Below are 23,776 nucleotides of genomic sequence, written 5' to 3'. Positions count from 1 at the left end.
CCGCCTGGGCCCCACGCAGGCCCCGGGGCCGGCCGAAGCCCTCGGGACCGGCCGGACTCGACCGAGGCCGCCCGGGGTGTGGTCGCGTCAGGCCCGGGGGACCCCCATGACCTCCCGCGCATGCAGGTTCGGCACCAGGCCGAGCCGCCACGCCTGCCAACCCTCCGCCGGATCCACCCCCCGGCCCAGGATCACCCCGTACGTCTCCAGGCAGTCCTCCAGCCGGCCGTCCCGCGCCGGATGCGGCGCCTGCGCGAGGCGCCCCAGCTCCGCCCGCGCCTCCTCCGGCGCCGCCGGCACCGCGTACGGCAGCATCGTGCACCGCAGGAACCGCGCCCAGTCCTCCCCGCGCCGGTCCCCGTACGCGATGAACAGCCGCACCGCCTCCTCGCACAGCCCCAGCGCCTGCGACAGCCTGCCGTTGCCCGCGTCGATCAACGCCAGCTCCAGACACGTCCACGCCTCGCCGTGCGCCAGCCCGATCCGCCGGAAATCCGCCCGCGCGTCCACCAGCAGCTGACGGGCGAAGCCGGAGTTGCGCAGGTTCCCCGTCCGGGCCGCCCGCTGGTCCCGCGTCACCCGGCCCGAATGGTGGCGGGCGTACGCCAGCCCGTACACGTCCCGCATCCGCGAGAACATCGTCCGCGCCCGCTCCAGCTCCCGTACCGCCTCGTCGCGCTCGCCGCCCACCTCCAGCGCCTGCCCGAGGTAGTACTGCGTCCACGCCTCCCCGCGCGCGTCCTCCGCCTCCCGGTGCCGGGCCAACGCCTCCCGGAGCTTGCCCACCGCCGGCCCCGGATCCCCGTCCACCACCCGGGCCCGGCCCAGCTGCGTCAGTGCCCAGGCCTCACCGCGGTCGTCGCGGGTACGCCCGTACAGGTCCAGGGCCCGCCGCAGCTCCACCTCCGCCCGCTCCACGTCCCCGAACCGCAGGTGCACCTGCCCCAGCTGGAAATGCGCCCACGCCTCCCCGTGCACGCTCTCGCTCTCCCGGTGCAGCGCCATCGAGGTCTCCAGCAGCCGCGTCGCCTCCGCCAGCCGGGCTCGGTCCCGCTCCACCGCCGCCAGCGCGTGCAGCCCCCAGGCCCGGTCACCGGCCAGCTCCGGCGGCTCCTGCAGTTCCAGAGCCTCCCGGATCCGCACCGCCGCCTCCGGGAGATTGCCCTGGTGGTGCAAGGTGATCCCGAGCGAGATCAGGGCCATCGCCGCCGCGGCCTCCTGATCGGCCTCCATGTACTGGTCCACCACCGAGGCCAGCGTGGTGCGGGCCTTGTCCAGCTCGCCCAGCTGACGCGCGGCGATACCCGTACGCCACTGCACCGACCGCACCAGCCGTCCCTGCTGTCCCTTCAGCCCGTTCTGGCCCGCCGCGACCACCTGCGTCAGCTCATCGATCTCACCCAGCCGGTACAGGTCCCCGCGCAACAGACAGAAATCGCACAGCGCGCCCAACAGATCCAGCACCGCCTGCTGGTCCACGCCCTCCGAATGCCGCAGCGCCGCCGTGATGAAGCTCGACTCGTCGTCCAGCCAGCGCAGCGCCGCGTCCAGGGAGGTGAAGCCGTGGACCCCGAACTGGTGGGCCCGCGTCGACATCTTCCCGTCGACCATCCGGATCACCGCGTCCGCGAGCCCCGCGTAGGCACGGATCAGCCGCTCGTGCGCCGCCGCGGCCTGCGCCCGGTCCTCCTCCTCCGCCGCCCGCGCCGCCGCGTACGAACGCACCGCGTCGTGCATCCGGAACCGCTGGCCGCGCACCCGCTCGATCAGCCCGGCCTCCCACAGTTCCTCCAGCGTGCGCAGCGCCGCCGCCTCCGGTACGTCCACCAGCGCGGCCGCCGCCGCACCACCGAGGGACGCCCGCCCGGCCAGCGGCAGCCGCCGCAGCAACCGCCGGGCGGGCTCGGCCAGCCGCGCGTCCGCCGCCCGCAGCGCCGCCTCCACCGGGTGCGCGGGCGCGCCGTCGGTCAGGGCCCGGCCCTCGCGCGCCGGCGGAGCCAGCAGCCGCAGCGCGAGCGGGAGCCCGCCGCTCAGCTCCACCACCGCGGCCGCGTCCTCCTCCGTCAGGTCCGCCGCCCCCGCGGGGCCCGCCGTGCCACCCGCCCACGCCGTCCGGAGCAGCTCCGCCGCCTCCTCCCGCGCCAACCGCTCCACCGGCAGCTGGTACACCCATGCCGCCAGATCCGCGGGCAGCTCCAACGGCTCCCGCGCCGTCACCAGCACCAGGCTCTCGGAACGCTCCGGGACCAGGAACCGCACCTGCGCCGCGTCCACCGCGTCGTCCAGCAGCACCGTCACCGGCAGACCCTGCAGATGCTGGTGGTACAGCTCGCCCAGGCGCCGCACCTGCTGCTCCGCCGACGCGCCCTCACGGAACAACAACTGCTCGCGCGGCGCACCGAGCCGGTTCAACAGGTGCAGCAGCGCCTCGCGCGTGGCCAGCGGCGCCTCCCCGGACGCCTCCCCGGCCGAACCGCCCCGCAGGTCCACCACGCACGCACCCCGGAACTGGTCCTTCAGCGCGTGCGCCGCCCGCAGCGCCAGCGTCGTACGCCCCACCCCCGGCTCACCGTGCAGCACGACCACCACCGGCCGGGTCTCCGTACTGGCCCGCGCCGCCTGCACCCACTGCGCGATCCGCGTCAGCTCCGACCGCCGCCCCGCGAACGCCTCCGCCGAAGCGGGCAGCTGCCCGAAGGAATGCTCCAGCGCGCTGCGCCGCCGCGCCTCCGCACTGCGGTCCGTGCCCCGCAACCGTGGCGCGGGCCGCGCCGCCGCCGGTCGGGCCACGGGCCGGGCCGCCCGGGCCGCCGCGGCCACCGCACGCTGCTGCTCCAGGAACGGCCGTATCCCGCGTACCTCCAGCGCCGACAGCCACTGCAGCTTCAACTGCTCGGGCCCGCCCGGCCGGCCCCGCTCCCCGGCCCGCCGGTTCGCGGCCGGCAGGTGCAGCGCCGTCACCTTCACCACCGTCGCCACCGTCCCGGAGATCCCCACCACGGCCCCCGCGGTCAGCGCCGTACCGGCGGCGACACCCAGCGACAGGTCCGCGCCCACGGCCGCGGCCGCAGCCACCGCCGTCACCAGCAACGCCGTGGAAGGGTTGCCCCGCCGGAAGGCCTCGCCGAGCGACTGGTCCCCGGCAGCCGCCTCGTCCAGAGCCCGTACGTACGCCTCGTACTCCGGCGCCGCGCTCGCGGCGAGGGCGTCCAGCGCCTCCCGCCCCCGGGCCAGCAGCGTCGCCCGGTCGATGCCCGCACTCGCACCCGTTCCCCGCTGCGCCGCCTCGTCCACGACCCGCTCCAACAGCCGCTCGGCCTCACCGCGATGGCTGTCCCGCATCGGCATCCCCCTCAGAGAGCTCCGGCAACGAGCCCCAAGTGTCCTGCGGGACTCCTCCGAGCGCGAGGGAATCTGAGCTAGTTCAGAGGGAAGTGCGCACTCTCCCCTACAGTCGGGTCGAAATCAGTCAACTGGCATATCCTGAGGGCAACATGACGCCACGTCGCTCACGCACCGCCCCGGCCGCGATCCTGTGCGCGACAGCCCTGCTGTGGGCCCTCCCCGGATGCGAACCGCCGTCGCCCGCACGGGGATTCGTGGTGCGCCACGAGAAACCGGCCGAAGCCGACCGCGATAACGCCGCCCTGCTCGACCGGCTCCACCTCGTCGAGCTCGTCACCGCCGACCTCAACGCCTACCTCGACGTCCCCCACCGCATCACGGTCGTCGCCCGCTCCTGCGGGGGCGAGGGCAGCGGCTACGACCCCGAGACCCGCCGGATCGAGCTCTGCTACGACGACCTGACGGAGGATCGACAACGCTTCGAGGAGGCCGACCGCCGCCCTGCCGACGAACCCCTCGCCGACGTCGTCCGGGAGACCCTCCATCACGAGGCGGGCCACGCCCTCGTCGACGCCCTCGACCTCCCGGTCCGCGACCGGGGCCGCGCCGAGGAGGACGCGGCCGACCGCTTCGCCCAGCTGATGCTCCTGCGCGCCCCGGAAGGCGACCGCACCCTGCTGACCGCCGCCCGCGCCTACGACCTCGCGGCGGCCGCCGACCCCACCCCGGACCCGGGCGACGAACACGCCCCGGACCGGGCCCGCGCGGAATCCCACCGCTGCGCGGCCTACGGCGCAGCCCCCGCCCGCCACCCGGACCTCGCTACACCCGCCCGCGCGCACTGCGCCGGCACCTGGACCACCACCCGCGACACCTGGACCGCCGACCTGACCCCGCTGCTGCGGTGAGCCCGCCGCGCTTTCGGCGTCGTTCAGCGGTCGACGCTGCCTGGCGGCACGACCCACTCGGTGGGTTGGCCGGTGAGGGAGGCGATCATGTCGAAGTCGCCGTCGTAGTGGAGGACGGTCAGTCGGTTCAGTTCCGCCGTGGCGGCGATGAGAAGGTCGGGGAGTGACAGCGCCCGGTGGAACCCTCTGCCGCAGGTTCGCCGGAGCGGCCTCAGGACACGGTCGGACGGAGTGCCGGGCCGGACCCCCACCGCCCCGCGGACCGGGCCCGCGCCCGCGACCTGGCCGGCGTCCTTCGGCGCCGATCCGTTCCCGTGCGGCAGGATGGGCCCATGCCGAACCGCCTCGCGAACGAGACCTCCCCCTACCTCCTCCAGCACGCCGACAACCCCGTCGACTGGTGGCCGTGGTCCCCCGAGGCCTTCGCGGAGGCGCGTGAGCGCGGGGTGCCCGTGCATCTCAGCGTCGGCTATTCGAGCTGCCACTGGTGTCATGTGCTCGCCGGCGAGAGCTTCGAGGACGAACTGACCGCCGCCTACATGAACGAGCACTTCGTCAACATCAAGGTGGACCGCGAGGAACGCCCCGACGTCGACGCCGTCTACATGGAAGCCGTCCAGGCGGCCACCGGGCAGGGCGGGTGGCCCATGACCGTCTTCATGACCGCCGACGCCGAACCCTTCTACTTCGGGACCTATTTCCCGCCCGAGCCCCGCCAGGGCATGCCCTCCTTCATGCAGGTGCTCGAAGGGGTACGGACCGCCTGGGTGGGACGCCCCGAGGAGGTCGCCGAGGTCGCGCAGCGGATCGTACGGGACCTGGCCGGACGGGAGTTGGACTACGGGAAGGCCGGGACGCCCGGACCCGAGGAGCTCGCCGCGGCCTTGCTCGGACTGACCCGGGATTACGACGCCGCGCACGGCGGATTCGGTGGCGCGCCGAAGTTCCCGCCGTCCATGGCCTTGGAGTTCCTGCTGCGCCACCACGCGCGCACCGGATCCGAGGGCGCCCTCCAGATGGCCGCGGACACCTGCGAGGCGATGGCGCGCGGCGGGATCTACGACCAGCTCGGAGGCGGCTTCGCGCGCTACTCCGTGGACCGCGAGTGGGTGGTCCCGCACTTCGAGAAGATGCTCTACGACAACGCGCTGCTGTGCCGGGTCTACGCCCACCTGTGGCGCGCCACCGGATCGGATCTCGCGCGCCGGGTCGCGCTGGAGACCGCGGATTTCATGGTCCGGGAGCTGCGCACCGACCAGGGGGGCTTCGCCTCCGCGCTCGATGCCGACAGCGAGGATCCGCTGACCGGGGAGCACGTCGAGGGGGCCTACTACGCCTGGACGCCGGACCGGCTGCGCGAGGTGCTCGGCGAGGCCGACGGGGATCTGGCTGCCGGGTACTTCGGGGTGACCGAGGAGGGGACCTTCGAGCACGGGACGTCCGTACTCCAGCTGCCCCAGGACGGGCCCGCGGTGGAGGCGGGGCGGCTCGCCGGGATCAAGGAGCGGCTGCTGGCCGCGCGGGGGCGGCGACCCGCGCCCGGCCGGGACGACAAGATCGTCGCCGCGTGGAACGGGCTGGCGATCGCCGCGCTCGCCGAGTGCGGGGCGTACTTCGAGCGGCCCGACCTGGTGGAACGGGCGACCGAGGCGGCCGATCTGCTGGTGCGCGTGCACATGGACGGGCGGGCGCGGCTGTCGCGCACCAGCAAGGACGGCCAGGTCGGCACCAACGACGGGGTGCTGGAGGACTACGGCGATGTCGCGGAGGGCTTCCTCGCGCTGGCGTCGGTGACCGGCGAAGGGGTCTGGCTGGAGTTCGCCGGATTCCTCGTCGACCTGGTCCTGGACCGGTTCACCGCCGAGGACGGGTCGCTGTACGACACGGCGCACGACGCCGAGAAGCTCATCCGCCGGCCGCAGGACCCGACGGACACGGCCGCCCCGTCGGGGTGGACGGCCGCCGCGGGCGCGCTGCTCTCGTACGCGGCGCACACCGGGTCCCAGGCGCACCGTACGGCGGCGGAGCGGGCGCTCGGGGTGGTCCACGCGCTCGGGCCGCGGGTGCCGCGCTACATCGGGCACGGGCTGTCGGTGGCCGAGGCGCTCCTCGACGGTCCGCGTGAGGTGGCGGTCGTGGGGCATCCGGAGGATCCGGCGCTGGCGCTGCTGCACCGGACCGCGCTGCTGGGGACGGCTCCCGGGGCGGTGGTGGCGGCCGGACTCGCGGGTGCGACGGACGGCGGTGGCGCCGAGTTCCCCCTGCTCGCCGAGCGCACCCTCGTGGACGACCTTCCGACGGCGTACGTGTGCCGGCATTTCGTCTGCGCGCGGCCGACGACCGATCCCGCCGAGTTGGCCGAGCAGTTGGGTGCGGTCGGCTCCTGATCCGCCCGCTTCTGGTTGCGGGCCCCTGTCCAGGCGGTCGCCGGGCCGGCGTTCCAGGGGTACGCCGACGGCATCGCGGACGAGAAGCTGAGCACCTTCTTCGGTGAGCCGGCCGACCGGCTCTTCGGCGCGGCCCTGGCGGCCTCCGGCTGACTCAGTGCTGGTACGCGGCGAGCGAGATGCCGACGTAGTGGGCCACGAAGGCCGCGAGGGTCAGCGAGTGGAAGACCTCGTGGAAGCCGAAGAAGCGGGGGGAGGGGTTCGGGCGCTTCATGCCGTAGATGACCCCGCCCACGCTGTACAGGAGGCCGCCGACGATCACCAGGACCAGGACTGCGATCCCGCCGGTGCGCATGAAGTCGGGCAGGAAGAAGACCGCCGCCCAGCCCATGGCGATGTAGCAGGGGGTGTAGAGCCAGCGCGGGGCGCCGACCCAGAAGACCCGGAAGGCGATGCCGGCGGCCGCCGCGATCCACACCGCCCACAGCAGGGTCCGCCCGGTGGAGGGCGGCAGCAGCAGGACGGTCAGCGGGGTGTAGGTGCCCGCGATGATCAGGAAGATGTTGGCGTGGTCGAGCCGCCGCAGGATCGCCTCGCCGCGCGGTCCCCAGGTACCGCGGTGGTAGACCGCGCTGACGCCGAAGAGCAGGCAGGCCGTGAGGATGTAGACGCCGCAGGCGACCCGTGCCCGGGTGGAGTCGGTGAAGGCCATCAGCACCAGACCCGCGACGACCACGGCGGGGAACATCCCGGTGTGCAGCCAGCCGCGCATGAGCGGCTTCTCCTCCAAGGCGGTCTCGACCGCCTCCAGGGCCTCGACGACCGGTGTGGCCTCGGCGGCCGGGACGGCGGCGGCATCAGAAGTCATGCGCGCCATGCTACCTACGGGTCCGTAGGTTTCCGTTAGTGGTCTTTACGGAAGATTGACGGACGTGGCAATGCTCACGTGAGAGGCCCTCTGGACATATGCGCACATCCACCGGATGATCAGATGAGTGCGGTCGACACCGGATGAGCGGAGCGCGAAGCGTCCGGGTCGCAGCCCCCACGGGGCCTACACCAAACAAACCCCTCAACAAGGAGCAATCGTGGCGCGCGACAACGCGGCTCCCACCATCCCGACGACTCACCAGGAGCTCATCTCCTGGGTGGACGAGATCGCAGCCCTCACCCAGCCGGACCGCGTCGTCTGGTGCGACGGCTCCGAGGCCGAGTACGAGCGCCTGTGCGAGGAGCTCGTCAGCAAGGGAACGTTCAAGAAGCTCGACGAGACGAAGCGCCCGAACTCCTACTACGCCGCCTCCGACCCCTCCGACGTCGCGCGCGTCGAGGACCGGACCTTCATCTGCTCCGAGAAGGAGGAGGACGCGGGCCCCACCAACCACTGGAAGGCCCCGGCGGAGATGAAGGACGTCTTCGCGGGAGAGAAGGGCATCTTCCGCGGCTCCATGAAGGGCCGGACGATGTACGTCGTCCCGTTCTGCATGGGCCCCCTCGGCTCCGAGCTCTCCGCGATCGGCGTCGAGATCACCGACTCCGCCTACGTCGCCGTCGCCATGCGCACCATGACCCGCATGGGCAAGGCCGTCCTCGACGAGCTGGGCACCGACGGGTTCTTCGTCAAGGCCGTCCACACCCTCGGCGCTCCGCTCGCCGAGGGCGAGGCCGACGTGCCGTGGCCCTGCAACACCACCAAGTACATCTCGCACTTCCCGGAGACCCGCGAGATCTGGTCCTTCGGTTCCGGCTACGGCGGCAACGCCCTCCTCGGCAAGAAGTGCTACGCCCTGCGCATCGCGTCCGTGATGGCCCGCGACGAGGGCTGGCTCGCCGAGCACATGCTGATCCTCAAGCTCACCCCGCCGGCCGGCGAGGGCGAGACCAAGTACGTCGCGGCCGCCTTCCCGTCCGCGTGCGGCAAGACCAACCTGGCCATGCTGGAGCCCACGATCTCCGGCTGGACCGTCGAGACCATCGGCGACGACATCGCCTGGATGCGCTTCGGCGAGGACGGTCGCCTCTACGCGATCAACCCCGAGGCCGGCTTCTTCGGCGTCGCCCCCGGCACCGGCGAGCACACCAACGCCAACGCCATGAAGACCATGTACGCGAACACCGTCTTCACCAACGTCGCGCTCACCGACGACGGCGACGTGTGGTGGGAGGGCATGACCGAAGAGGCGCCCGCGCACCTCATCGACTGGAAGGGCAACGACTGGACTCCGGCCTCGGAGACCCCGGCCGCCCACCCCAACGCCCGCTTCGCCGTCCCGGCCTCCCAGTGCCCGACGATCGCCCCCGAGTGGGAGGACCCCAAGGGCGTCCCGATCTCCGCGATCCTCTTCGGCGGCCGCCGCGCCTCCGCCGTGCCGCTGGTCACCGAGTCCTTCGACTGGAACCACGGCGTCTTCGTCGGCTCGAACATCGCCTCCGAGAAGACCGCCGCCGCCGAGGGCAAGGTCGGCGAACTGCGCCGCGACCCCTTCGCCATGCTGCCGTTCTGCGGCTACAACATGGGCGACTACATGGGCCACTGGGTCAAGGTCGGCGCCGACAAGGACCAGGCCAAGCTCCCGAAGATCTACTACGTGAACTGGTTCCGCAAGAACGACGCGGGCAAGTTCGTGTGGCCCGGCTTCGGCGAGAACAGCCGCGTCCTGAAGTGGATCGTCGGCCGCCTCGACGGCACCGCCGAAGGCGTCGAGACCCCCATCGGCATCCTGCCGACCAAGGAGTCCCTCGACCTCGACGGCCTGGACCTCCCGGCCGAGGACCTCGACTTCCTCCTCACCGTCGACAAGGAGGTCTGGCGCGAGGAGGCCGCCCTGGTCCCCGAGCACCTCAACACCTACGGCGACCACACTCCCAAGGAGCTGTGGGACCAGTACCACGCACTCGTGGAGCGCCTGGGCTGAGCCAGGACACGCCCTGAAGAAGGGCCGATGAACGTGGGAGCCCCCGACCAAGCGGCGCCCACCGCTGTGGGAGCCCCCGACCAAGCGGCGCCCACCGCAGCACATGACCGACCTCAGGAGCGTCCGCGCTCCTCCAGGTAGGCCGTGTGCGTCTGCTGACGGCGGACCTCTGCTTCGCGGAGGTCCGCCGTCACTCTTTCCGCCTCCGCGTACAGCAGGTCCAACTGACGCTCCAGATGGAGCTCCGGGGACTCCCCGCCCGGATTCAGCCGACTCCACCAACGCGTCCGCTTGTACGTGTCCACGCACTCCGGTACGTCCCGCCGGATCGCCCGGGACAACGCGTGCACCGCCTCCGGCTCGGTGGCCAGGACCTCCGCCACCCACCCCGGCTCCAGCAAGGCCCCGTACAGCTCCGACAACCCGACCCACCGGCCCTCCGCCGTCGCCGGCAGCTCCACCTCGCCCAGATACTCACCGAGCCGCGTGAAGTCCGCGCGCAGCGCGCCCACCTCCTCGCTCGGGTCGAAGGGCGGCGGCGCCACCCGCTCCGGCGGGGCGATCAGCGCGCCCGCCCCGTACAGCCCGGCGACCACCAGTGGCCAGTACGCCCCCACCACGCCGGCGACGGTCAGACCCAACCCGACCAGGCCGCCGGCGGAGCCCGCCAGGTTCTTGCGCGACTCCAGATACCCCGGCATCCGGCGCGCCCTATTGATAGCCACGGATCTCCTCGAAGGCTCCGGCCAGCGAACCGGTCCCGCCGGTGGCGTCGAAGAGCCGCCCGCCGGTCAGCTCCGTGATGTGGGTGAGCTCCTTGCGGTCCGAATCCCCGAACAGCACCGCGAAGACCGGCGTCCGCCGCTGCTCCGGCGGCAGCGCCGCGTAGAAGGAATCGAAATGTTTCGCCGAGACCCCCTCGGTGTTCTCGCCGTCCGTCATCAGCACGATCGAGGTGAAGGCGTCCGCGGCGCCCCGGCCCAGGTGCTGGTACGCCGCCTCCAGACTGCCGTAGACCGCCGTACCCCCGTCCGGGTCCAGCGACTTCACGTCCCTCCGGATCGCGTCCAGCGCCGGCCCCGGATTGCCGGGCTCCACGACGTGCGTCCGTACCTTCTTCACCTTGGACCCGAAGGGCAGCAACGTCACCTCCTCACGGTCACGGAACCGCTGCCCGGTGCCCGAACTCCCCGAACCCGTCAGATCGGTGAGCGCCGACTTCAGCCGCCCGATCCGGTCCTCCTCGCTCATCGAACCCGAGGTGTCCAGCACGTACACCGTCCGCGACGGCCGGCGCAGCTCGTTCTCGTACGAGGCCAGCAGCCCGTCCGCCACCGAACGCGAGCCCGGGAACGGCAACTCGCGCCGCTTCTCCGCATCCAGCCCGGCAGCCGGCGCCACCCCGGCCGCCACCGGACGGCGCAGCGTCCGCTCGGTGATCGCCTTCTGCGCCTCCGGGCCCCGCAGGTACTCCGTCAGCGCCCGCCCCGCATCACGGGCCCCGGCCGGCGCCGACGTCAACAACGTCAGCGGATAGTGCGCGGTGACCACACCGTCGCGCGGCCGGATCACCGTCAGCGGAGCCGCGGCCCCCTTCGCGTCCCGGTTCATGGACAGCAGCACCGACTCGTAGTTCACCAACGCGTCCACGTCCCCGCGCTTGGCGTACGCGGTCGCCAGCCAGCCCGAGGAGCCCGAGGTCAGCTTCTGCCCGGCGAAGAACTCCTTCAGCCGGGGCGTCGCCGCCTTCACGTCCGCGTCGCTCAACGCCGCCTGTGCGCCCGACAGCCCCGAGGCCACCGACACCAGCGCCGAGAAACCGGAGTTGGAGCGCACCGGATCCGTCATCCCGTACGTCAGCTTCCCGGCGGCCACGGCTTCGTGCACCGCCGGCCAGGTGACCTCTCCCGGCTGCCAGCCGAGCCGGGCCAGAGCCTCGGGCCGCACCCCGAGCGCGACCGGCGAGGACATCACCGGGGTCTCGCTGGAGAGCTTCCCCGCCGCCTCCGGCCGCAGCCGCAGGTAGTCGTTGGAGGAGAGCCAGACCGCGTCGTACTTGCCGTCCGCCGCCCCCGAGGCGACCTGCTCGGCGGCGTCCAACGTCCCCGACCAGGTCAGCTCGACCTCGACGCCGGTGGTGGCCTTCGCTGCCTTCAGGATCGGTTCCATGTCGCTGAGCTCGCTGGAGGCCAGCACCCGCAGCCGGCCCTCCTGATACGTCGACCCGTCCTGCTGGGCGGGCCCGTCCGCGGTGCAGGCCGTCGCCGCCATCAGCCCGGCGAGGGCGAAGCCGATCCAGCCTCGCCGGCGCGGGCCCGGCCCGCGCGCGGCGCTCACTGCGCACCGCCTTCCAGGGCAGCGCCGCCGCGGGTCCGCGCGAGGTGCGCCGAGACGCTCCGCAGCTCTCCGGCCAGCGACTCCACCGTCGCCGCCATGTTCTGCGTCGCCTGCACCTTGAACGTGTCGATCGCGTCCAGCGTCCGGTAGATCTGCGCGAACGCCGTCCGTAGCGTCTCGACGCCGACGGCCGGATCGGCAGCGATCCGCTGGATCTCGCCGCTCTGCGTGGACAGCATCTCCGCGTTGCCCCGGATCAGCTCCTCCGTGGTCCCCCTCAGGGCGCCGACCTGCTCGATCACCTTGCGCTGGTTGTCGAGGGCCGAGGACAGCATCACGGCGATCCGCAGCGCGGACACGGTGGTGGTGGCGGCCCGGTCGACGCCCTTGATCAGCTCGTCGTTGTTGCGTCGGACCACGTCCATCGCCAGATAGCCCTGCGCGCACACGGCCAGCTGCGTCAGCAGGTCCTGGTGCTTCTGCCGGACCGGGAAGAGCAGGTCCGCGCGCAGCGCGTCGGCCGCACCGGGATCGGTGTGCTCCGCCTCGGCGATCCGCCGCTCGACGGCGCCGTCCAGGGCCTCGGTCAGGACCGCGTACTCCTGGAGCTTGCCCATGGTCTCCCACAGGCGCGAGCGCTCGGTGTGCAGCGCCGCGTTGTCGCGGCGCAGCTCGTCCTGGCCGCTGCGCAGCGAGCCCACGATCTTGTTGAGGGTGGCCTGCGAGGAGGCGTACTTCGCCACGTGGTCGCGGAACCTGTTGCCGCCCGGCAGCTTCGCGAGCAGCTTGCGCGCCCCCTTGGCGGGCGCGTCCCGCGGGTCGAGGTCCTCGACGGTGCGCCGCAGCTCCACGAGGGAGCCGGTGACCCGGGCCTGGGCGTCACCGCCGCCGTCGGAGCCCAGCGAACGTACGGCCCGCTCCAGCATCCTGTTGGACTGCTGGGCGGCACTGCGGATGTCACCGGCCCCGAGGCCGGCTATCTCGCCGATGCGCTGCGCGAACTCGGGGGAGCGGGCGTCGATCCCGGCGAGCGAGCCGACGTACTCCCCGGCCCGGCGGGCCATCTCCTCGCGGACGCCGTCCTGCAGCGGGACCAGCCCGGAGGCCTGCTCCCTGCGTACGGGGGCGACGGGCTCCGGCGGGCTCAGGCGGAAGGACGTGTCCTCGGGCGGTGTCGGTGTCATGGCGTGTCCCCCTGGCCCTTGGCGCGCCGGCCCAGCGCCATCAGGATCTTGACGGTGGGTGTGCCGACCTGGCGGATGCCGGTCAGCCCCGTGTTGAGGTAGGCGGTGTGCGGCGCCGTCGCGGCGGTGAACTCGGCCACGCCCTCCTGCGGGCGGAACCCGCGGAGCACGGCCAGTTCGCGCAGCTTCGGATCGGTGGCGAGGAGGGTGCCCAACTCCTTCGCCTTCTCGGTCAGCGGCACGAAGGTGTGCGCCGAGTTGACGGTGGTGTCCGGGTAGAGCACGACCATGTCGCCCGGATCCTGCTTCTGCAGCAGCAACGAGGCCACCTGGGACTCGTACACCAGGATCAGCGGCTCGCCGCTGCCGCTGATGAACGCCCGGAAGGGGTCGTCGGTGCTCGGCTCCAGCGCGCCCTGGACGGAGATCAGCTTGTGCATCAGGGGAGCGGTGCGGGCGATGCCGGCGTCGTCGGCGACGACGGTGTTGCCGTTCGCCACGTTGGAGGTGGCGGCGAGGAAGAGGGCACCGGAGTTGGAGGAGGACGGGTCGGTGGTCTTGATGAACACCGTGCCCGTCAGTTCGGCGTGGGCGGCGGAGCCGGGCAGCTGCTGCCAGGTGCGGTCCTCGCCGGAGGCCTGGAGGAAGGGACCCATGAGCAGGGTCCCGGAGTTCTTGCCGGTCATCCTGGCGAGGCCGTTACCGGCCAGCACCTCGGCGGCGCCCTGACGGGCGATGACGACGAGAGGGGAGTAGAACGGCTTGGTCTCCTGGACTCCCTTGAGCCCTGCGGCGGCCGCGACCTCCTTGGCGGGTTCACTGCTACTGGGGAAGGCGAAGTCGAATCCGCCCAGGACGAGTTGGTCCATCGCCCAGGAGCCCGAGGTCTCCGTCCTCACGATGTAGCCCTTGGCGGCAAGGGCCTTGACGACATCGGGGTCGCGGAAGAATTCGGACTTCTCCGAGCCGATGACGCCACGCACGGTCTTCGTTGCCGTGGTTTCTGGGTGATCCTGCCCCTGGAACGCGACGACGTAGAGCACGCCGCCGATCAGGAGGAGGCCCAGGACGATTCCTAGGATGCGTCTCACAGGTGCAGCGTGCTCGCGGAAACCCACATTCCGCGCCAAGTCGAATGAACGTCAGGTGTCCAGGCGGTCCCACTTCGAAATGCTGTGTGAGCCCTCGGGTGCTGGTGGGTGGGGCGGCGGCCCGGGAGGATCAGGACATGGCTGTGAGCACGTTGAAATGGCAGGGCCGGCTGGTCGGCCTGGTGACGGTGGCCGGGCTGCTGGTGTTCGCCCCGCTGGGTCTGTACGTGTGGGCGAGCGGCGGCGACGCGCCGCAGGCGCCACCGCGGGCGGCGGTGGAGGACGTGCGGGTCACCGGGTGCCGCATCGATCCGGCCGGTCGCCGGGTGGTGGCCGCGGTGGAGGCGACGGGGCGGGCCGAGGGCCCCGGCGCGTACGTCGTCACGGTGGAGTTCCGCGACCGCGCCGAACCGGACCCGCAGGGGCGGGCCGCGCAGGCGCTGGTGAAGATCCCGGGTGTGGCCCCGGGTGCGACCGAGTACGCGGAGGCGGTCGGCCCGGTGTGGCCGGTGGCGACGGTGCCCTGGTGCGGGGTCGCGGGCGCGGAGTTCACGCCGACGATCTAGGCGTCCCGCCGATCAGGGCGGATGCCGTACGCAGGGAGTCGCCACCGGTCCTCACCGTGGGGCGATCAGCCGTTCTTGTTCACCTTGACGACGACGGTGCTGCACACCTTGTCGGCGAAGGTCTGCTTCTTGGCGTCCCACAGCGGCCACAGGTAGCCGAGGTAGCAGGCGAAGCCGTCGAGGAAGTGCGCCAGCCAGCGGACGAGCGCCATGCCGAAGCCGAGCGTGGCCCCGTCGATCTCACGGTGCACGCTGGTGCCGACGATCTTCTTGCCGATCGTCTGGCCGGTGGTGCCTTCCCGGTACTTCTGGAAGAGGAACATGCCGAGGGCGTACAGCATGCCGATCAGGCTGAGGATGCCGGCGATCGCCTCGGTCGTCTCGTCGGTGGCGATGGCCGCCCCGACACCGATGAGCGCGTACATCGGACCCGCGACGATCAGGACGTCGAGCAGGGTCGCGCCCACGCGCAGACCCCAGTGGGCGAGCGGCGGCATGCCCGGCGCGGGCGTCCCCGGCGGCGGGTAGGCGCCGTACGGCGACGGGGCCTGCTGCGGGTAGCCGTACTGCGGGGCGCCGTCCTGCGGGGGCTGCTGGGGGTAGCCGTACTGCGGGGGCACGCCCTGCGGGGCCTGCTGCGGGTAGCCGGGCTGGCCCTGCGGAGGCTGCTGGCCGTAGGGGTTGTTCGGGTCGCCGAAGCTCATGGGCGAGTCTCTCCAGAATGCTCGAACGGGGACGAAGCGCAGTGGAGGAGATCGACCATGCGGAGCGGCCTCCCCCGTGCTGCCGCGATCTTTCAGCCATCATCGTGTTCGGAGCACCGGGTTCTGTCCAATTTCCGCCCCCGCCGCAGGCCCTCGCGCAGGGAACATGGCGCCCGGTCCGGAGCCTCCGCGGCCCCGGACCGGGGCCGTCTAGAGGGCGCCGGCCAGGTCCGAGGACTTCAGGGCGGCGGCGTGCGCGTCCATGCGCTCGGCGGCGAGGATCGCGACGGTGGTGTCGGCGCGGGACGCGGCGACGAGGAGCGCGCGGGCGGCGAGGTCGTGCGCGCGCCGGTGGAGCGCGGCGGTGTCCTCGGGGGAGTGGCGCGGCGCACGGGCGGGCTGGTCCCCGCGCAGTCGCGCGACCTGGGCGGCGATCTCGGCGGCGCCTTCGTCGAGCCCGAGCTCGTCGGTGACCGCGAGCAGGGCCGCGAGGTGCCCGGCGAGCTGGATGTCCAGCGCTTCGCCGCGACTGCTGTGCGGATAGTCGGCCGGAGTGGCGCCCATGCGGTGGACGACCGGCTTCGTGCGGATCGGCTCATACATGAGGTGGCCTCCTGCGTGGTCAGGAGACCATCCTACATTGGATCGGTTCTAAAGTTGAGCTGGATCCTGTTGTCGGGGGTGCGTCTCGCCGGCTGGACTCCGGCGAGACGCACCGCTCGCGCCTACAGCTGGCTGTAACCGTCGAGGAAGTTCCCGATCCGGGTCACCGCGTCCGCCAGATCCTTGGCGTTCGGCAGCGTCACGATCCGGAAGTGGTCGGGCTCGGGCCAGTTGAAGCCCGTACCGTGCACCACCATGATCTTCTCGGCCCGCAGCAGGTCCAGGACCATCTGCCGGTCGTCCTTGATCTTGTAGACGGACGGGTCCAGCCGCGGGAAGGCGTACAGCGCGCCCTTCGGCTTGACGCACGTGACGCCCGGGATCTGGGTGAGCAGGTCGTACGCGACGTTGCGCTGCTCCAGGATCCGCCCGCCGGGCAGGACCAGGTCCTCGATCGACTGCCGACCACCGAGCGCGGTGGCCACGGCGTACTGCGAGGGCATGTTCGCGCACAGGCGCATGTTCGCCAGGACCGTGAGGCCCTCGATGTAGCAGGAAGCGTGCTTCTTGGGTCCGCAGACCGCCATCCAGCCGGCCCGGTAGCCGGCGACGCGGTAGTTCTTCGAGAGCCCGTTGAAGGTCAGCGTCAGCAGGTCGGGGGCGATCGCGGCGGTGTTGTGGTGCACGGCGCCGTCGTAGAGGATCCGGTCGTAGATCTCGTCCGAGCAGACGACCAGGTTGTGGCGGCGCGCGATGTCGGTGAGCCCGCGCAGCATCTCTTCGTCGTAGACGGCGCCGGTCGGGTTGTTCGGGTTGATGATGACGATCGCCTTGGTGCGATCGGTGACCTTGCGCTCGATGTCGGCGAGGTCGGGCATCCAGTCGGACTGCTCGTCGCAGCGGTAGTGCACGGCCGTACCGCCGGCGAGGGACACGGAGGCGGTCCACAGCGGGTAGTCCGGTGCGGGGACCAGGACCTCGTCGCCGTCGTCGAGCAGCGCCTGCATCGACATCTGGATCAGCTCGGAGACGCCGTTGCCGAGGTAGATGTCCTCGACGTCCAGGTCGATGCCCTTGGTCTGGTAGTGCTGCATGACCGCGCGGCGCGCGGAGAGCAGACCCTTCGCGTCGCCGTAACCGTGGGCGGTGCCCAGGTTGCGGAGCATGTCCTCAAGGATCTCCGGAGGGCACTCGAAGCCGAAGGCCGCGGGGTTGCCCGTGTTGAGCTTGAGGATGCGATGACCTGCTGCTTCGAGCCGCATCGCCTCTTCGAGCACGGGGCCGCGGATCTCGTAACAGACATTGGCGAGTTTGGTTGACTGGATCACCTGCATGACGGGAGCTTACGGGCCCGGGTGCGAGCTTGACCTGTGTTTTCGAAGAGAGGTCCGAGGGGTGGTTTGTCCCACTTCGGGCAATGGGTGGGTGGGGGAGTGGTCCCCCCTTGGAATCCGGGGGCGCGCCCGCGTTCCGACCTGCGGAATGAGTGCGGCGCGGGCCTGGGCGAGCGCATGGTGTTGCGCTCGTCACCCCAGGTGGTCGGGTGGATCGGGAGCGGCGGGGTAGGCCGCATGAGTACCCCGGATGAGTACGGGCACTCATGCGGCCCCCGGAGCCTCGATGGAGGCTGGACGCATGAACCAGGGTGAGTGGAAGCCGGCGGGATACCGCCGGCGCACCGAACGGGTCGGCACGGTCGTCGTCGCGGTGGCGGGCGCCCTCATGGCGGCAGGAGCGGCCTTCATCGCGTCCGTCCTGCTGGTGTACGTGTGCAGCGGCAACTGAGGAGCGCGGGACAGTGGTTTTCGTAGTCGGTGACATGGAGATCGCCACGGTCGGCACGGATGGCGACGACCGGGCGATCGAGTTCCTGGTCAGGCCGGAAGGAGTCCTGGAGGAAGCCCGCTTCGCGATCTTCCGCGAACACGACCAGGACTGGGAATCGGCCCGCCTCGCCATCGACCCCCAATCGGGCAGCGTCCCCCTGGCGGCGGTGGAATGGGCGGTGGAATTCGCCCGCGAGTACTTGTAGAGGGGCGGGGGTGGGGGCGGGGTCCGCTCGGGCGGCATCAGGTCCCCGCCGCCCGCCGGCGCGGCCGGTGGTGCGTCCTCAGTGGCCCGCGGCCGGCGAGCGGCGGGCCGGCCGTGCCGGCTTCGGGAGCCTGGGCGCGCGGCGCTTGTCGGCTTCGAAGGCGAGCCAGGCGGCTCCTGCTGCGGCCGTCGTGAGGAACGGCAGTGCCCAGGCGGCCGGCTGCCGGACCGTCGGGATGTCCAGGGTGCTCACCAGCGCCGCCGCCGGAGCTGCGGCCAGGGTCAGCAGCAGGGTGATCCTGGCCCGGAGCGGCAGTCTGCGGGTCACCGCGGCCGTCGCGAGACCCAGGGCGGCGCTAGCGGTGACGATCACGGCCAGGCCCGCGACGGCGAGTGTGAGGGCGACGATCAGGGCGAGGATGATCAGGATCAGGCCCATGTCGTGCCCACCTCCGGTCTCGTGGCAACCCGTCGCGAGGGCAGTCGGATCCGTATTCCCGCTGCTCCGGCAGGTTCACCGAGAGTCATACCGCCAGAGGTGTTGAACGTGTTCAATACTGTTTCGGTGTCACCCGTAGGCCCCGGTGTCGGCGGCGGGGTCCGGCGGTGGGGGCGTGGCACGATCGCGGGATGCAGTACCGGTACGCCACCGAGGCCGACGCGCCCGACATGGCCGAGCTCTTCGCCGCCCATCACCACGACGCGCTGACGGAACGGCAGCGGGCGGAGCAGGGGTTCGTGCAGGGGCGCTTCGACGTCGGCGCGCTGCGGGCGATGGCCGGTGCGCGGGAGCTGTTGGTCGCGGACGACGGGGGCCGGCTCGCCGGGCTGCTCGCGCTGTCGGAGCCCACGGCCCTGGCCGACCCGTCGCCGCCGGTCGCGGGCCTGCTCCGGGCGCAGCAGGCGCTGCGGTGGCAGGGGCGTCCGCTGGCCGAGGCGCGGTGGCTGCTCTACGGGCCGGTGGTGGTCGCCGCCGCGTACCGCCGGCGTGGTGTGGCCCGGGCGCTGTTCACCATGGCCGTGGCGGCCGCCTCGGAGCGCGCCGAAGCCGTGGTCGCCTTCATCGAGGCCGGGAACGTTCCGTCCTGGAAGGTGCACGTCGACGGCTTCGGCATGGTTCCGCTGGGCGACTTCGTCGCGGGTGGGCGTACGTACAGCGCGGTCGCCGCGCCGACGCGCTAGCGGGTGTCCCGCGGCGGGCCGCGGTCAGCCCACGTGCTCCAGGATCACCAGGGGGATCTCGCGGGGGCGGGCCGCGGCGCGGTCGTCGTCGAACAGGGGCCACAGGGCCGTCATCATCTCCCAGTACACCTCCCGCTCCTGGGGCGTGGCGGTTCGCGCCAGTGCGGTGAAGGTGGCGGAGCCGACCTGGACGCGGACCTCGGGGTGGGCGGTGAGGTTCCGGTACCAGTGGGGGTGGTCCGGGGCGCCGTAGGCGGAGGCCAGGACGATGTGGCGGCCGACGTCCTCGCCGTAGATCAGCGGGGTGCGGACGGCACGGCCGGTCGCGCGGTCGAGCGTGCTCAGCAGGAGGGTGGGAACCCCGTGCCAGAGATGCCCGTCGGCCCCCGCGGTGCTCACGTAGGCGCGTACGTGGTCGAGCCGTGGGCCGGGCCGCGGGTCGGTGGGGTGCTCCCAGTCGACATCGAGTGCGTGCATTTTCCTGTCCTTAGGATCGTGTCCCCCTTGCGGCTAACGAGCATTAACGATTCTGGATGCGCCCGACCCGTAGCGCATGCCCACAGGTCTGGACCAAGCTCGCCATATGGATCTGGAGCTGAGGCACCTCAAGATCGTCAGGGCCGTCGCCGACGCCGGGAGCCTGACGCGGGCCGCCACCGCGCTCGGCCTCGCGCAGCCCGCGCTCAGTACGCAACTCAAACGCATCGAGCGGGCCCTGGGCGGGACGCTGTTCCTGCGCGGGCGTGACGGCGTACGGACCACCGCGCTCGGTGAGCTGGTGCTGGAGCGGGCCAGGGTGCTGCTGCCCGCCGTGTGCGAGCTGCAGGAGGACGCCCAGCGGTTCGCCCGCCAGGGCGCGCACGGCTACCGGCTCGGCGGCACGCACGGGCCGCTGCTCGGGGGGCTCGTGGACCGCATCGCCCATCAGGAACCCGGCGTGCCCGTGACCACCTACACCTCCTGGTCGGAGAAGGAGGTCGCCGGCGGCGTCGCCGAGGGTCGGCTGGACTTCGCGCTGGTCGGGGTCTGCGGGGAGAGCGCGCCGCCCGAGCCGGGGCGCCTCGCCTGGATGGAGGTGGCGCGCGACCCGGTGCACGTGATGCTCGCCGAGGACCATCCCCTCGCCCTGGTCGCGCGTACCGAGATCGAGCTGGCCGAGCTGGCCGCCGAGGCGTGGACGGACGTCCCGGGCGACGGATGCTTCGGCGACTGCTTCGCCGCGGCCTGCGTGCGGGCCGGGTTCACGCCCGCCTGCGTCTACGAGACCGACACCGCCTCCTGCGTGCACCTGGTGCAGGTGGGGCGGGCGGTCGGGCTGTGCCGGGCCACCTTCCCGGTGACCCCGGGCGTGGTCACCCGGCCCCTCGCCGGGACCCCGCTCGTCTGGCGCCACCTGCTCGGCTGGCACCCCTCCGCGCGGGTCGCCGCGCGGGCCGCCGAGGTGCTGGAGCATGCGCGGGCCGTGCATACGGAGGCGTTGGCCAGGTCGGCCGGAGCCGTGGCCCTGCGGGCGGCTTAGCCGGGCACCGGGCGGGTGCGGCGCCGTTGCGGGGGCGCTGCCCCCGGGCCCCCGCGCCTCAAGCGCCGGCGGGGCTCAAGATCGGGGCTCCGCCCCCGGCGGGGCCGGGGGCGGTCGCGGCAGTCCTCGGGTGCGGTGCCGCAGCTACGGCAGGTAGCGCTCGATGACCTGCGGGCCCTCCTTCTCCATGAGCTTCCGGGCCTTCTCGATCCGCTCCGGAGTCGGGTCGTGGCCGGTCACCATCACGAGGTCCTCGGGGTCGTACGGCCGCTCCCCGCCCGTGAAGAGGCGGTCCGACCGTGTGGGCTGCTCGTCGGGTTCACTGACCATCGCGTACCTCCTACGGTTTCCCCTGGCCCCATACTCCGGCCGCCGCCCCATGAACGCACCTCGACCGCGCGCGGGCCGCCGGACGGCCCGGGGCATAACACCGGGGCAGGGGCCAACTGGCAGCTCCCGCGCGACGGTTCGGATTTCTACGGTTTCCGCAGACCCCACCGGAAACCGAGGAGATCCCCCATGTTCAAGCGACACGCCCGCGCGGCGTGTACCGCCCTGGCCGCCGCCGGGCTGCTGCTGGCCGGTACCGGCGGCGCCATCGCCGATTCCGCCCCCGCCGCGCCCTCCGCGGCGACCACCCTGCGTACCGCCGACGCCCCGCCCGAGCTGCTCGCCGCCATGGGGCGCGACCTCGGCCTGACCCCCACGCAGGCCGAGGCGCGACTGGCCCACGAGGCCGAGGCGGGAGCCACCGCCGCCCGGCTGCGCGACCGGCTCGGTGCCGCCTTCGCGGGGGCCTGGGTGGACGGGGCCGACGCGGGCACCCTCACCGTGGCCACCACCCGGGCCGCCGACACCGCCGCGATACGGGCCGCCGGGGCCCGGGCGAAGCTGGTCACCCGTACCCTGGCCGCCCTGGACGCCGACCGGGCCGTACTGGACCGGGCCGCCGGCCCCGCGACACCGGTCCGCTACGTCGACCCGCGCTCCAACACCCTCGTCGTCGAGGAGACCGAGGCGGGGGCGGCCGCCGCGCTGCTCGCCGCCACCGGGACCGACCCCGACCGGGTCACGGTGGTCCGTACCGCCGAGGTCCCGCGCCCGCTGTACGACCTGCGCGGTGGGGACGCGTACTACATGAACGGCAGCGGCCGCTGCTCCGTCGGCTTCCCCGTCACCAAGGGCTCCACGCACGGCTTCGCCACCGCCGGGCACTGCGGCCGCGCCGGAACCAGCACCAGCGGCTTCAACCAGGTCGCCCAGGGCTCCTTCCAGGCCTCGGTCTTCCCCGGCAACGACATGGCCTGGGTCGCCGCGAACACCCAGTGGACCGCGACCCCCTACGTGAAGGGCAGCGGCGGCGCGAACACACAGGTCACCGGCTCGGTGCTGCAGCCGGTCGGAGCCTCGGTGTGCCGTTCCGGATCGACCACCGGATGGCACTGCGGCACGATCCAGCAGCACAACACCAGCGTCACCTACCCCGAGGGCACCATCTCCGGCGTGACCCGCACGACGGTCTGCGCCGAGCCGGGGGACTCGGGCGGCTCCTACATCTCCGGGAGCCAGGCCCAGGGCGTCACCTCGGGCGGTTCCGGCAACTGCTCCAGCGGCGGGACCACCTTCTTCCAGCCGCTGAACCCGATCCTGTCCGCGTACGGACTGACCCTCAAGGTCAGCGGCGGCGACCCCGGCCCGGGCCCCGGCCCCGGTGAGCCCGAGCCGGGCGGTACCTGGAAGGCGGGCACCGTCTACGCGGCCGGCGCCACCGTCACCCACGGCGGCGCGACCTACCGCTGCCTCCAGGGGCACCAGGCCCAGCCGGGCTGGGAGCCGCCGAACGTCCCCGCGCTCTGGCAGCGGGCGTAGCGGCGTAGCGGTGTAGCGGCGTGGCCGGGTAGCGGGTGCGGCCGACGCGTACGCGCGGACCGGTGCCGTGACTGCCAAGGGGGGAGTCACGGCACCTCCGTGTGCGCGCGGATCAGACGAGGACCGCCGCCAGCGTGCCGAGCGCGCCGAAGACGGTGAGCAGCGCGCAGATCGACAGGTTCACGACCCGGTGCTCCCAGAAGATCGCGACGAACTCGCGGATGGTGGCGCTCGGCCAGTAGTACTTCGCGGTGGGGGAGCCCAGCACCTGCCCGTTGACGCCGGTCTTGCGGGCCAGCATCGCCGCCCGGAAGGCGTGGAAGTTGTTGGTGACCACCACGCACCGGTAGGCCGGGTCGTACGCGGTCATGATGTCCCGGCTGAAGAGCATGTTCTCCTCGGTCGTGGTGGAGCGGTCCTCCAGCGCGACGTGCTGCTCGGGCACGCCCTGTGCGATCAGCCAGTCCGCCATCGCCCGGGCCTCGGAGACCTTCTCGTCCGAGCCCTTGCCGCCCGAGACGAGGAGCACCGGCGGTCGACCGCCGCGGGCCAGCTGGGCCTCGTAGATCTGCTGCCCCTTGCGCAGGCGGGAGGCCAGCAGGGGCGGCACGCGGTCGCCGCCGACCAGGCCCGAGCCGAGCATGACCACGTGGTCGACGTCGCCGCGCACCTTGATCCGCCCGTAGAGGAAGGCGTAGCCGAGGAAGCAGAAGAAGACGAAGGAGACATAGCCGGCGACCACCGTGAGCGTTCCGGCGATCCCGCCGAGGAGCGGGGAGCCGACCACGCCGACGAGGACCAGCAGCGCGATCAACGCGAAGATGGTGAGGCCCGCGAGCATCGACAGCAGGTTGGCCGGCCGGAAGCCCTCCTTGCGGATCATGACCATGCCGTTGCGGACGAGGAAGACGCCCAGGGCCAGGACGCCGAACGCCGGTGAGGCGAAGGCGATCACGACGACCGTGACGGCCGCCCAGGTGGGCAGCTTGCCGACCTGGAGGAACAGCGCGGAGAACGCGCTGAGGAACGTCAGTCCCAGGAGCACGGCGTTGCTGAACCGGCGCCGGTCCCGCCGGACGCTCACGCAGAACGCGAGGAAAAGCAGGGCGGCGAGGGCGAAGGCGACCATGCCGAC

Annotated in this window: 23 protein-coding genes and 1 pseudogene; 10 read left to right on the top strand and 14 right to left on the bottom strand. The window is 72.4% G+C overall.

What is annotated here, in order from left to right; all coding sequences use genetic code 11:
* Positions 1 to 87: 87 nt before the first annotated feature.
* The gene (locus ACWG52_RS14415) at positions 88 to 3,342 is read right to left on the bottom strand and encodes a tetratricopeptide repeat protein (protein WP_389807523.1); all 3,255 of its coding nucleotides are present in this window, start codon (positions 3,340 to 3,342) and stop codon (positions 88 to 90) included.
* A gap of 152 nt (positions 3,343 to 3,494) precedes the next feature.
* On the opposite strand from ACWG52_RS14415, the gene ACWG52_RS14410 reads away from it, so the two are divergent.
* Positions 3,495 to 4,253: a DUF4344 domain-containing metallopeptidase gene (locus tag ACWG52_RS14410; RefSeq protein ID WP_453128880.1), complete on the top strand. Its 759-nt coding sequence runs from the start codon at positions 3,495 to 3,497 to the stop codon at positions 4,251 to 4,253.
* 23 nt (positions 4,254 to 4,276) lie between these two features.
* Here the strand turns inward: ACWG52_RS14410 and ACWG52_RS14405 are convergent.
* Positions 4,277 to 4,441 (bottom strand): annotated as a pseudogene (locus ACWG52_RS14405) (VapC toxin family PIN domain ribonuclease); the annotation flags it as partial.
* A gap of 144 nt (positions 4,442 to 4,585) precedes the next feature.
* Here ACWG52_RS14405 and ACWG52_RS14400 point away from each other — a divergent pair.
* Both ACWG52_RS14400 and ACWG52_RS14395 read left to right on the top strand, forming a co-directional pair.
* On the top strand, positions 4,586 to 6,640 hold the full coding sequence (locus tag ACWG52_RS14400) for a thioredoxin domain-containing protein (RefSeq protein WP_453128878.1): 2,055 nt from the start codon (positions 4,586 to 4,588) through the stop codon (positions 6,638 to 6,640).
* A 15-nt stretch (positions 6,641 to 6,655) separates the two neighbouring features.
* Positions 6,656 to 6,793: a hypothetical protein gene (locus ACWG52_RS14395; protein WP_389807517.1), complete on the top strand. Its 138-nt coding sequence runs from the start codon at positions 6,656 to 6,658 to the stop codon at positions 6,791 to 6,793.
* Position 6,794: 1 nt separating this feature from the next.
* Here ACWG52_RS14395 and trhA read toward each other — a convergent pair whose 3' ends face one another.
* Positions 6,795 to 7,508: a PAQR family membrane homeostasis protein TrhA gene (gene trhA, locus ACWG52_RS14390; protein ID WP_382511305.1), complete on the bottom strand. Its 714-nt coding sequence runs from the start codon at positions 7,506 to 7,508 to the stop codon at positions 6,795 to 6,797.
* Between the two features lie 220 nt (positions 7,509 to 7,728).
* On the opposite strand from trhA, the gene ACWG52_RS14385 reads away from it, so the two are divergent.
* Positions 7,729 to 9,555 (top strand): phosphoenolpyruvate carboxykinase (GTP), encoded by a 1,827-nt coding sequence (locus ACWG52_RS14385; protein WP_453128876.1) that lies wholly within the window; start codon positions 7,729 to 7,731, stop codon positions 9,553 to 9,555.
* A gap of 113 nt (positions 9,556 to 9,668) precedes the next feature.
* On the opposite strand, the gene ACWG52_RS14380 is transcribed toward ACWG52_RS14385, so the two are convergent.
* The 4 genes from ACWG52_RS14380 to ACWG52_RS14365 form a co-directional block, all read right to left on the bottom strand.
* Positions 9,669 to 10,256: a hypothetical protein gene (locus ACWG52_RS14380; RefSeq protein ID WP_453129067.1), complete on the bottom strand. Its 588-nt coding sequence runs from the start codon at positions 10,254 to 10,256 to the stop codon at positions 9,669 to 9,671.
* A 10-nt stretch (positions 10,257 to 10,266) separates the two neighbouring features.
* Positions 10,267 to 11,826 carry a substrate-binding and vWA domain-containing protein gene (locus ACWG52_RS14375; RefSeq protein WP_453129066.1) on the bottom strand — a complete coding sequence of 520 codons (1,560 nt, stop codon included), beginning with the start codon at positions 11,824 to 11,826 and terminating at the stop codon, positions 10,267 to 10,269.
* Between the two features lie 62 nt (positions 11,827 to 11,888).
* Positions 11,889 to 13,076 (bottom strand): toxic anion resistance protein, encoded by a 1,188-nt coding sequence (locus tag ACWG52_RS14370; RefSeq protein ID WP_453128874.1) that lies wholly within the window; start codon positions 13,074 to 13,076, stop codon positions 11,889 to 11,891.
* A complete protein-coding gene (locus ACWG52_RS14365; protein WP_389807511.1) occupies positions 13,073 to 14,167 on the bottom strand; it encodes a hypothetical protein in 1,095 nt (364 codons plus the stop codon). The genes ACWG52_RS14370 and ACWG52_RS14365 overlap by 4 nt, the downstream gene beginning before the upstream one ends.
* 137 nt (positions 14,168 to 14,304) lie before the next feature.
* Here ACWG52_RS14365 and ACWG52_RS14360 point away from each other — a divergent pair, with 137 nt between their 5' ends.
* The gene (locus tag ACWG52_RS14360; protein WP_389807509.1) at positions 14,305 to 14,733 is read left to right on the top strand and encodes a hypothetical protein; all 429 of its coding nucleotides are present in this window, start codon (positions 14,305 to 14,307) and stop codon (positions 14,731 to 14,733) included.
* Between the two features lie 65 nt (positions 14,734 to 14,798).
* Here the strand turns inward: ACWG52_RS14360 and ACWG52_RS14355 are convergent, their stop codons facing one another.
* The 3 genes from ACWG52_RS14355 to ACWG52_RS14345 all read right to left on the bottom strand — a co-directional run bounded on the left by ACWG52_RS14355 (position 14,799) and on the right by ACWG52_RS14345 (position 17,374).
* The gene (locus tag ACWG52_RS14355; protein ID WP_389807507.1) at positions 14,799 to 15,437 is read right to left on the bottom strand and encodes an RDD family protein; all 639 of its coding nucleotides are present in this window, start codon (positions 15,435 to 15,437) and stop codon (positions 14,799 to 14,801) included.
* Positions 15,438 to 15,647: 210 nt separating this feature from the next.
* Positions 15,648 to 16,040, bottom strand: coding sequence for an SCO4983 family protein (locus ACWG52_RS14350; protein WP_389807505.1), 393 nt, complete (start codon positions 16,038 to 16,040; stop codon positions 15,648 to 15,650).
* A 122-nt stretch (positions 16,041 to 16,162) separates the two neighbouring features.
* Complete coding sequence (locus tag ACWG52_RS14345; RefSeq protein WP_033219728.1) at positions 16,163 to 17,374, bottom strand: pyridoxal phosphate-dependent aminotransferase; 1,212 nt, start codon at positions 17,372 to 17,374, stop codon at positions 16,163 to 16,165.
* Positions 17,375 to 17,675: 301 nt separating this feature from the next.
* Between ACWG52_RS14345 and ACWG52_RS14340 the strand changes: the two genes are divergently transcribed.
* Both ACWG52_RS14340 and ACWG52_RS14335 read left to right on the top strand, forming a co-directional pair.
* A complete protein-coding gene (locus tag ACWG52_RS14340) occupies positions 17,676 to 17,825 on the top strand; it encodes a hypothetical protein (protein ID WP_389807503.1) in 150 nt (49 codons plus the stop codon).
* A gap of 13 nt (positions 17,826 to 17,838) precedes the next feature.
* Complete coding sequence (locus ACWG52_RS14335) at positions 17,839 to 18,072, top strand: hypothetical protein (RefSeq protein WP_375939165.1); 234 nt, start codon at positions 17,839 to 17,841, stop codon at positions 18,070 to 18,072.
* Positions 18,073 to 18,150: 78 nt separating this feature from the next.
* On the opposite strand, the gene ACWG52_RS14330 is transcribed toward ACWG52_RS14335, so the two are convergent.
* Positions 18,151 to 18,510: a hypothetical protein gene (locus tag ACWG52_RS14330; RefSeq protein ID WP_389807500.1), complete on the bottom strand. Its 360-nt coding sequence runs from the start codon at positions 18,508 to 18,510 to the stop codon at positions 18,151 to 18,153.
* A gap of 191 nt (positions 18,511 to 18,701) precedes the next feature.
* On the opposite strand from ACWG52_RS14330, the gene ACWG52_RS14325 reads away from it, so the two are divergent.
* Complete coding sequence (locus ACWG52_RS14325) at positions 18,702 to 19,253, top strand: GNAT family N-acetyltransferase (RefSeq protein WP_389807498.1); 552 nt, start codon at positions 18,702 to 18,704, stop codon at positions 19,251 to 19,253.
* Between the two features lie 24 nt (positions 19,254 to 19,277).
* Here ACWG52_RS14325 and ACWG52_RS14320 read toward each other — a convergent pair whose 3' ends face one another.
* Positions 19,278 to 19,730 carry a nitroreductase/quinone reductase family protein gene (locus ACWG52_RS14320; protein ID WP_390140521.1) on the bottom strand — a complete coding sequence of 151 codons (453 nt, stop codon included), beginning with the start codon at positions 19,728 to 19,730 and terminating at the stop codon, positions 19,278 to 19,280.
* Between the two features lie 106 nt (positions 19,731 to 19,836).
* Between ACWG52_RS14320 and ACWG52_RS14315 the strand changes: the two genes are divergently transcribed.
* The gene (locus ACWG52_RS14315) at positions 19,837 to 20,772 is read left to right on the top strand and encodes a LysR family transcriptional regulator (RefSeq protein ID WP_389807496.1); all 936 of its coding nucleotides are present in this window, start codon (positions 19,837 to 19,839) and stop codon (positions 20,770 to 20,772) included.
* A 144-nt stretch (positions 20,773 to 20,916) separates the two neighbouring features.
* Here ACWG52_RS14315 and ACWG52_RS14310 read toward each other — a convergent pair whose 3' ends face one another.
* On the bottom strand, positions 20,917 to 21,102 hold the full coding sequence (locus tag ACWG52_RS14310) for a hypothetical protein (RefSeq protein ID WP_030013293.1): 186 nt from the start codon (positions 21,100 to 21,102) through the stop codon (positions 20,917 to 20,919).
* A gap of 189 nt (positions 21,103 to 21,291) precedes the next feature.
* Here ACWG52_RS14310 and ACWG52_RS14305 point away from each other — a divergent pair, with 189 nt between their 5' ends.
* Positions 21,292 to 22,641 (top strand): carbohydrate-binding protein, encoded by a 1,350-nt coding sequence (locus tag ACWG52_RS14305; protein ID WP_390140525.1) that lies wholly within the window; start codon positions 21,292 to 21,294, stop codon positions 22,639 to 22,641.
* 112 nt (positions 22,642 to 22,753) lie between these two features.
* On the opposite strand, the gene ACWG52_RS14300 is transcribed toward ACWG52_RS14305, so the two are convergent.
* On the bottom strand, positions 22,754 to 23,770 hold the full coding sequence (locus ACWG52_RS14300) for a YdcF family protein (protein WP_389807493.1): 1,017 nt from the start codon (positions 23,768 to 23,770) through the stop codon (positions 22,754 to 22,756).
* Between the last annotated feature and the right edge of the window lie 6 nt (positions 23,771 to 23,776).

It is taken from the genome of Streptomyces sp. CLCI03, from assembly GCF_053615355.1.
This window is presented reverse-complemented; position numbering and strand designations above follow the sequence as displayed.

Excerpts from the sequence above, each read along its gene's own strand:
- ACWG52_RS14315 (WP_389807496.1), top strand. The coding sequence starts at position 19,837 with ATGGATCTGGAGCTGAGGCACCTCAAGATCGTCAGGGCCGTCGCCGAC.
- ACWG52_RS14325 (WP_389807498.1), top strand. The coding sequence starts at position 18,702 with ATGCAGTACCGGTACGCCACCGAGGCCGACGCGCCCGACATGGCCGAG.
- ACWG52_RS14300 (WP_389807493.1), bottom strand. The coding sequence starts at position 23,770 with ATGGTCGCCTTCGCCCTCGCCGCCCTGCTTTTCCTCGCGTTCTGCGTG.
- ACWG52_RS14305 (WP_390140525.1), top strand. The coding sequence starts at position 21,292 with ATGTTCAAGCGACACGCCCGCGCGGCGTGTACCGCCCTGGCCGCCGCC.
- ACWG52_RS14380 (WP_453129067.1), bottom strand. The coding sequence starts at position 10,256 with ATGCCGGGGTATCTGGAGTCGCGCAAGAACCTGGCGGGCTCCGCCGGC.
- ACWG52_RS14410 (WP_453128880.1), top strand. The coding sequence starts at position 3,495 with ATGACGCCACGTCGCTCACGCACCGCCCCGGCCGCGATCCTGTGCGCG.
- ACWG52_RS14355 (WP_389807507.1), bottom strand. The coding sequence starts at position 15,437 with ATGAGCTTCGGCGACCCGAACAACCCCTACGGCCAGCAGCCTCCGCAG.
- ACWG52_RS14415 (WP_389807523.1), bottom strand. The coding sequence starts at position 3,342 with ATGCGGGACAGCCATCGCGGTGAGGCCGAGCGGCTGTTGGAGCGGGTC.
- ACWG52_RS14330 (WP_389807500.1), bottom strand. The coding sequence starts at position 18,510 with ATGGGCCTGATCCTGATCATCCTCGCCCTGATCGTCGCCCTCACACTC.
- ACWG52_RS14310 (WP_030013293.1), bottom strand. The coding sequence starts at position 21,102 with ATGGTCAGTGAACCCGACGAGCAGCCCACACGGTCGGACCGCCTCTTC.
- ACWG52_RS14350 (WP_389807505.1), bottom strand. The coding sequence starts at position 16,040 with ATGTATGAGCCGATCCGCACGAAGCCGGTCGTCCACCGCATGGGCGCC.
- ACWG52_RS14375 (WP_453129066.1), bottom strand. The coding sequence starts at position 11,826 with ATGGCGGCGACGGCCTGCACCGCGGACGGGCCCGCCCAGCAGGACGGG.
- ACWG52_RS14370 (WP_453128874.1), bottom strand. The coding sequence starts at position 13,076 with ATGACACCGACACCGCCCGAGGACACGTCCTTCCGCCTGAGCCCGCCG.
- ACWG52_RS14345 (WP_033219728.1), bottom strand. The coding sequence starts at position 17,374 with ATGCAGGTGATCCAGTCAACCAAACTCGCCAATGTCTGTTACGAGATC.
- ACWG52_RS14320 (WP_390140521.1), bottom strand. The coding sequence starts at position 19,730 with ATGCACGCACTCGATGTCGACTGGGAGCACCCCACCGACCCGCGGCCC.
- ACWG52_RS14340 (WP_389807503.1), top strand. The coding sequence starts at position 17,676 with ATGAACCAGGGTGAGTGGAAGCCGGCGGGATACCGCCGGCGCACCGAA.
- ACWG52_RS14400 (WP_453128878.1), top strand. The coding sequence starts at position 4,586 with ATGCCGAACCGCCTCGCGAACGAGACCTCCCCCTACCTCCTCCAGCAC.
- ACWG52_RS14360 (WP_389807509.1), top strand. The coding sequence starts at position 14,305 with ATGGCTGTGAGCACGTTGAAATGGCAGGGCCGGCTGGTCGGCCTGGTG.
- trhA (WP_382511305.1), bottom strand. The coding sequence starts at position 7,508 with ATGACTTCTGATGCCGCCGCCGTCCCGGCCGCCGAGGCCACACCGGTC.